Source organism: Burkholderia sp. ABCPW 14 (assembly GCF_001523835.1).
Lineage (GTDB): Bacteria > Pseudomonadota > Gammaproteobacteria > Burkholderiales > Burkholderiaceae > Burkholderia > Burkholderia mayonis.
On sequence record NZ_LOVS01000046.1, the window covers coordinates 26,461 to 32,460 of the forward strand.

General features: G+C 59.4%; 6 protein-coding genes. 2 read left to right on the forward strand and 4 right to left on the reverse strand.

Annotated features, from left to right (window positions below; genetic code table 11):
* Positions 1 to 177: 177 nt before the first annotated feature.
* The gene (locus WS62_RS06005) at positions 178 to 675 is read left to right on the forward strand and encodes a JAB domain-containing protein (RefSeq protein WP_066568951.1); all 498 of its coding nucleotides are present in this window, start codon (positions 178 to 180) and stop codon (positions 673 to 675) included.
* Positions 676 to 953: 278 nt separating this feature from the next.
* Positions 954 to 3,194, forward strand: coding sequence for a beta strand repeat-containing protein (locus WS62_RS06010; RefSeq protein WP_066568954.1), 2,241 nt, complete (start codon positions 954 to 956; stop codon positions 3,192 to 3,194).
* 210 nt (positions 3,195 to 3,404) lie between these two features.
* Here the strand turns inward: WS62_RS06010 and WS62_RS32730 are convergent, their stop codons facing one another.
* From WS62_RS32730 to WS62_RS37930, 4 genes are all read right to left on the reverse strand, one after another.
* Positions 3,405 to 4,307: an FkbM family methyltransferase gene (locus WS62_RS32730; RefSeq protein ID WP_197422770.1), complete on the reverse strand. Its 903-nt coding sequence runs from the start codon at positions 4,305 to 4,307 to the stop codon at positions 3,405 to 3,407.
* A gap of 25 nt (positions 4,308 to 4,332) precedes the next feature.
* Positions 4,333 to 4,617 (reverse strand): hypothetical protein, encoded by a 285-nt coding sequence (locus WS62_RS36015; protein WP_156440882.1) that lies wholly within the window; start codon positions 4,615 to 4,617, stop codon positions 4,333 to 4,335.
* Positions 4,614 to 4,901: a hypothetical protein gene (locus WS62_RS06020; RefSeq protein ID WP_066568958.1), complete on the reverse strand. Its 288-nt coding sequence runs from the start codon at positions 4,899 to 4,901 to the stop codon at positions 4,614 to 4,616. Before WS62_RS06020 ends, WS62_RS36015 begins: the two co-directional genes overlap by 4 nt.
* 109 nt (positions 4,902 to 5,010) lie before the next feature.
* The coding region (locus WS62_RS37930) for an RHS repeat-associated core domain-containing protein (RefSeq protein WP_231748208.1) at positions 5,011 to 6,000 on the reverse strand (990 nt) is incomplete at its 5' end.

Here is a 6,000-nt window from a genome sequence, read left to right on the forward strand (position 1 = left end):
GGCTGACGCCGTGTGACCGCACCTGCCCGTTCGCATCGTCCTGGCGGGCACTCGTTGGTCAACGAGCGATGCACGGTCTTCGTCGCTCCGATTGGAGCTTGGTTGTCCCATCCTGCGGGAGAAATCCTCTCCCGTACGGCGAGGCCTCCTGCGTCAATTTTGTTCAGGAGGTTTTTCATGTTTGCTTTCCCCGCACTTGCCGATCGTCCGTCGCTGACGTTATCCAATTTGACGTCCGCGGAACAACAACTCATCCACGATGCCATCGCGGTGTTGGAGCGGCGTCTGTTTCGGCGCGGACCGGCGCTCACCACGCCACAAGCGGTCGTCGACTACCTGCGGCTCACCATGACACGGGAAGACCGCGAAGTGTTTACCGTGGTCTTTCTGGACACTCGCCATCGCGTGATCGCCGTGGAGCCGCTGTTCTTCGGCACCATCGATGGGGCGCCAGTCATGCCCCGCGTCATCTTGCAGCGGGCCTTGCTTCTTCAAACCGCCGCTCTTATCGCGGCCCATAATCATCCGTCAGGCAACACAACGCCGAGCGACGCAGACCGCACGCTAACCACCGAACTGACTGCCCTGCTCCGACGGGTGGATATCCGTTTGCTTGACCATCTCATCATCGGTCAGGGCGAGCCCTTTTCCTTTGCCAACGCTGGCTTGCTTTAACTCATCAAGCGCCCCTCACGGGGCGCCTCTTTGACTATCTCCCGACGCGCAGCGTTATCCGCGAACGAGAGGCTCATAGCGTCGCCACATCGACATGATTTCTCGGCGACCCGACCCACCACGTGGCCTTGTAGAAAAGCCGGTGGTGACGACCTGCGGTTTTCTCGCCGCAACGGCGGTGTTTTTTCGGCGTACTGGGAAGCATCTTCCACCGCCGCGTGACGCGTCCGCGCACGCGACGCGGTGATGTTCGTCTGCCCGATCCCGGAGTCCATGCCATGATGGTTCACGCCCACCGTTCGCCGTGCGTCGCTCATAGCCGCACACGTCTGCCGAGGCTTTCCCACCGACACAGGGTCCTCGCCCTCAGCCTCGCGCTCCTGCCGCTCGCCCACCCTGCGTTCGCGCAATTCGCGTGCACCGATACGAGTGGCGCGCCCCGCGGTGCCTCCGCCACCTACGCGACGGATACGGCGTGCGGCAGCGGTGCGGTGGCCCATGGCACGAATCCACAGAACGGCGACGCGACAGCGTTTGGTTATGGCGCCACCGCCAGCAACAGCGGCGCCACGGCGATCGGCGCCAATGCCGTCGCGACGTACAACAACGATGTCGCGCTCGGCAGCGGTGCCATTGCCAACTCGTCGCCGGCCGGCGCGGGTGCGGGCGCGGTGGCCATCGGCACGGCGTTTGCGCAGGGCACCGCGGCCGTGGCGATCGGTGGCAGTGCGTATGCGATCGGTGACACGGCCGTCACCGTCGGCAACGGGTCAGCCCAGGGCAACGGCGCCGTGGCGATTGACGCCTTTGCGACGGCCAATGCCTCCACGGCCCTGGGGCATCTCGCCCAAGCGATAAACCCCTACGACGTGGCGCTCGGTGCGAATGCCATCACGACGGCACCAGATACTGGCACAACGACCTTGTTCGGCATCACCGCTGCCGGAACATCGACGGGTGTCGTCTCAGTCGGCGCCGCCAGTGGCGTCATCATCTTTCAGCGGCAGATCCAGAACGTCGCGCCGGGCGTCATCAGCGCCACCAGCACCGATGCAATCAACGGGAGCCAGTTGTACGCCGTGGCGGGAGGCGTCGATAACCTCGGCCTATCCATGGCGAGCGCGTTGGGTGGATCGGCGATCTACAACGCGGCCAACGGCCAGATCACGGGCACGTCGTTCCTGATCCAGGGCACGCCGTACACCACCGTCAACGATGCTTTCGCGGCAACGGATACCGCGATCACCACCAATCGCACGCAGCTCGCCGATCTCACGACCAGCATCGTCGGCGGCACCATCGGTCTCCTGCAGCAGGTGGGAGGCGCACCTGGCAATGGAACACTGAAGCTCGGCGCTCAGACCGGCGGCACAACCGTGAATATCGCGGGGACGGCCGGCCCCCGTCAGCTCACGGGTCTCTCCCCCGGCTCGGTATCAGCCACCAGCACCGATGCCGTGACTGGCGCGCAACTCTATGCCGCCACGCAAGCCGCAAGCGGCGGATGGACGTTGGCAACGTCCGCTACCGGCAGTGGTCAAGTTAGCGGCAGCGCTGCTCAAAACATCGCAGCCAGCGGAACCGTGACAGTGACGGCCGGCACGAATGTGGCCCTTACGCAGAACGGCTCGCAGATCATAGTTGCCACCAGCACGACGCCGACGTTCGCGTCCGTGACGACGTCGGGCCTCACGCTCACCTCCGGTGCCGCCGTGAACATCGGCGGCAATGTGCTGCATAACGTCGCGCCTGGCATGGCTTCCACAGACGCGGCGACGGTCGGGCAATTGACGTCCGCCATCCGCGCCGGGGACGCCAACGCCGTGCAGTACGATACCCCCTCGCATGACAGCGTCACGTTCAACGCCGGTGGAACACCCGCAAGTCTTCACAACGTCGCGGCCGGTGCCCTGACGGCGACCAGCACCGACACCGTCAACGGCAGCCAGCTCTATGCGACCAATCAGGCGGTCAGCCAAACGCAGGGCGTTGCCAACAGTGCGATGGCGACGGCGACCACCGCCAATACCACCGTCAACAACGTAGTCGCGGGTCACGCAGGGCTCGTGCAAACGGACGGCACGACGATCACCGTCGGCAAGAGCGATGCCGCGACGCACGTCGACATCAGCGGTGCCGACGGCGCGCGTACGTTGACGGGGCTCGCGCCCGGCGTAGCAGCAAATGATGCAGCGACGGTCGGTCAGGTCTGGACGAACAATCAGCGGGTACTCGACCAAGCGAATGCCTATACCGATCGGCAGTTCAGCGTCTTCGATCGGCGCCTGGATGCTTTGGGAGCGGCAGCGATGGCTGCGACGTCATTGATTCCGAATGCAAGAGCCGAAGGGAAGTTTCAGCTCGCCGCTGCTGCGGGTACTTATGGCGGAGCCACGGCATTGGCCGTGGGCGCCAACTACTGGGTCTCGAAACAGGTTCTCCTCAACGCACACCTTTCGCAAGGAGTCGGCGATGGTGCGAGGATCGGCGCATCAATTGGGGCTACCATCGGTTTTTAGGATCGTACCGGCAATCGCATTGGCGGTTCTTTATCAAGTCCGGCTTCCTACTTCGCGAAAGACGCCTGTCCTCCTTCCTCTCGCCTCGAAAGGAACGCCATATCGTCTCGATTTGACCTCGGGGCCACACGCACGATTTCCGTCGCACGGAGGTTTCCGCGGTTCACTAGCAGTTGCGTAAGATCGCAACGTTGGCGCGTTACAATCCGACTAAAGCGCGGTAAGTCCTGTGATTAGGCCAGGCACCGCGAAAACGTAATTGAACGTTCCCGAGTCCGTTCGACGCGTTGTCCACCATCTCTCCAAGCGTTCTCGACTGACAGGTTGTGGATGCACTTCCGCAGTCCAAGCCTCATAGCCATTGTCCCAAAACTGCTCGAAGACCTTCACGAAATCCGGGTTAAATCCATCAGGATGGAACTCGTGCAGGCACACCTCAAGCAGCCAGATCGGTCGTTGTTCGCGGCAAAGTGTGGCCTGCCCTCCCAGCAGCACGCCAAGTTCTGCACCTTCCACGTCGATTTTCACGAGCAGGCGCTCTCCGTGAAAACGTCCAGCGAGTAGGTGATCGAGCGTTGAAACCGCAACTATCTGCCTGTGCCTTGAGGAATAGCCTGCCCAATTCTGAAGAAGAGATGCCGACGGACCTGAGGCGCCATAAAGCGTGAGCAGACCAGGCTCGGCAGCAAGCGCTACTGGAAAAACTTCCGCCTTCCGCACCCAGCTGTTGCTGAGCAGATTTTGGTACAAGCTGCGAAGGTTGCGAGGCTGCGGCTCAATCGCTATGACATTGCACCCTCTCTGCAACGCGAGGCAAGTGTAGTAACCAAGATTCGCCCCAACGTCGATGAACCAGTCGACATGTGGCAAGAGGGACGAAATCAACGCAGTCTCCTCGGGCTCGAACGTGCCGCTGCGCATTCGATCATATGCAGGATGCAGGCCCGCAGTGAGTTTGAAGCCGAACGGCGTGACCGACTCTCTCGTCCTTGTCCAGACGAGCGCCCCCCAGGTGTCGCATAACACGTGCCACTTCCAGCGTAACCAGTGATACGTACGCTTCAACAGCACGGACTTGTTGACCTGTCGTTTAAGGTAAGCGACTGCGGACATGTGCGATCCTGATTCGTTCCAAAGTTCAACTCGTTGCATCGACCGGCGCATACCGCAAACACGCGTCGGACCAAGGTTTGGAGCGTGCAGCAGCCACCAATAAGCGTGACACAAGCATCTTCAAGTCGAAGCGTCGATTGAATCGCCAAGCGGCTTCCGCGAGACAGCGATGGGCAAACTTGAGAAAACCGAAAGCGTGATAGGTGCCATCGAGCGAAGGCTCAACGTTGCCCAAGACGGTATTGAGCCGTGTCATTTGCCGCGCTTCGGTCGCCGCACGGCCACCGGCGCTTTCGACGGTGCGCTTCACCTAGTAAGTTTTTCCACCAGGCCAATGCTAGGCACGAGCCAAAAAAGGAACAATAAAAAGAAATAAAACCTATAGCCCCACGGCTTTTCAGAAAACTTAATAACACCACCTCTCGCGTAAACATTAACTTTTTTTCCATATAAAAAAATAAGAAGCAGCAAGTAAGCTGCAAGGACTACAAGAAAGCCAAAATAGAGCATGCGTGGCGAGGATTCACCCCACACCCCTGAGAAGATCAGCATCGAAAGGCCAGCAAAAAATATCAAAATTATCACGATCTTCATATTTAATCCTTCTTATTTTTTAAAGTTAGGATGCAATGATTTCAATTTCAAGCATGACGGATCTATCAAGCACCCGATAGCCGCCCTTGTATTTGCTCTTATCGCCATATTAATAGACCTGTGTCCAAGACTTCGAAACGCCAATCCCCACCATAAGCCCCATACCTGCACCTGGAAGGAACTTACCAGGCCCAGCAGGATATCCTCCTGAGCCACTTACGTTTCCGCCCAAATCAAAATTCGCACTACCTGATGCAGCTTCGCCGGCCCCGATATCGCCCTCTATGTAACCAGACAATCCAGATGGCCCTGGTTGCAATGGGCCGTTGGTATGCCCAATAAGTGGCGACATACCAACCCCAGCATACAACCCAAGACCGGCCATTCCATTTGCCTGCTCTGAGGTAAAGAGGTGCGTCCCGCAGAGCGTTCCGTCAGTAGTAATGCCTATGGTAAAGCTTCCGCTGGCACCTCCGACTAGAGCGAAAAGCGATCCTGAAAATGAGAAACCAAATTGGGTGTCAAGGCCAAAGGGGTCCACGTAACTCAACGGATTTCCACCCACATAGGCATAGAAGCTCAATTGCCCGCCACCGAACGTGATCGGGTCCTCGCTGATGAATCCCATCATCAAGGGGCTGTAGTAACGGGCGCGGTAATAGTAGAGGCCAGGGGCGTCGGCTTCGCGCCCTGTGAACTGGTACGGATTCGTGAACCCTGTGGTCGTGTCGCTCGGTGTCACATTGCCATACGGGTCATAGCTGTACCTTTGTTTGACGGCGCCCGACGGATCAGCCAGCGCAATCGTGCTATTGAGCATGTCCGTCAGGAAGTACGTCCTTCCCGTTACATCGTTTCGCGCGAAGCGCTCGTCGATCGCAAGGCCAGTAAGTATCGCGTTGATGCTGTTGCCTTGCGTCTCCTGCACCGCATTAGCGCCGTCATACAAGAATTGCGTAGCCGCGCTGCCGTTTGTTGATGGCGGCGTAAAACCGCGCTTAAACGGCGGCGCAATGCTGAGTAATTTTCTCAAGTACGCAGGGGCCCTCGGGCCCCTTTGACGTGTTGCGACGGCGGTACCGTTCAGAACGGCGGGTCG

Coding starts and splice junctions, on each gene's coding strand:
- WS62_RS06005 (WP_066568951.1), top strand. CDS start 178: ATGTTTGCTTTCCCCGCACTTGCCGATCGTCCGTCGCTGACGTTATCC.
- WS62_RS06010 (WP_066568954.1), top strand. CDS start 954: ATGATGGTTCACGCCCACCGTTCGCCGTGCGTCGCTCATAGCCGCACA.
- WS62_RS32730 (WP_197422770.1), bottom strand. CDS start 4,307: ATGTCCGCAGTCGCTTACCTTAAACGACAGGTCAACAAGTCCGTGCTG.
- WS62_RS06020 (WP_066568958.1), bottom strand. CDS start 4,901: ATGAAGATCGTGATAATTTTGATATTTTTTGCTGGCCTTTCGATGCTG.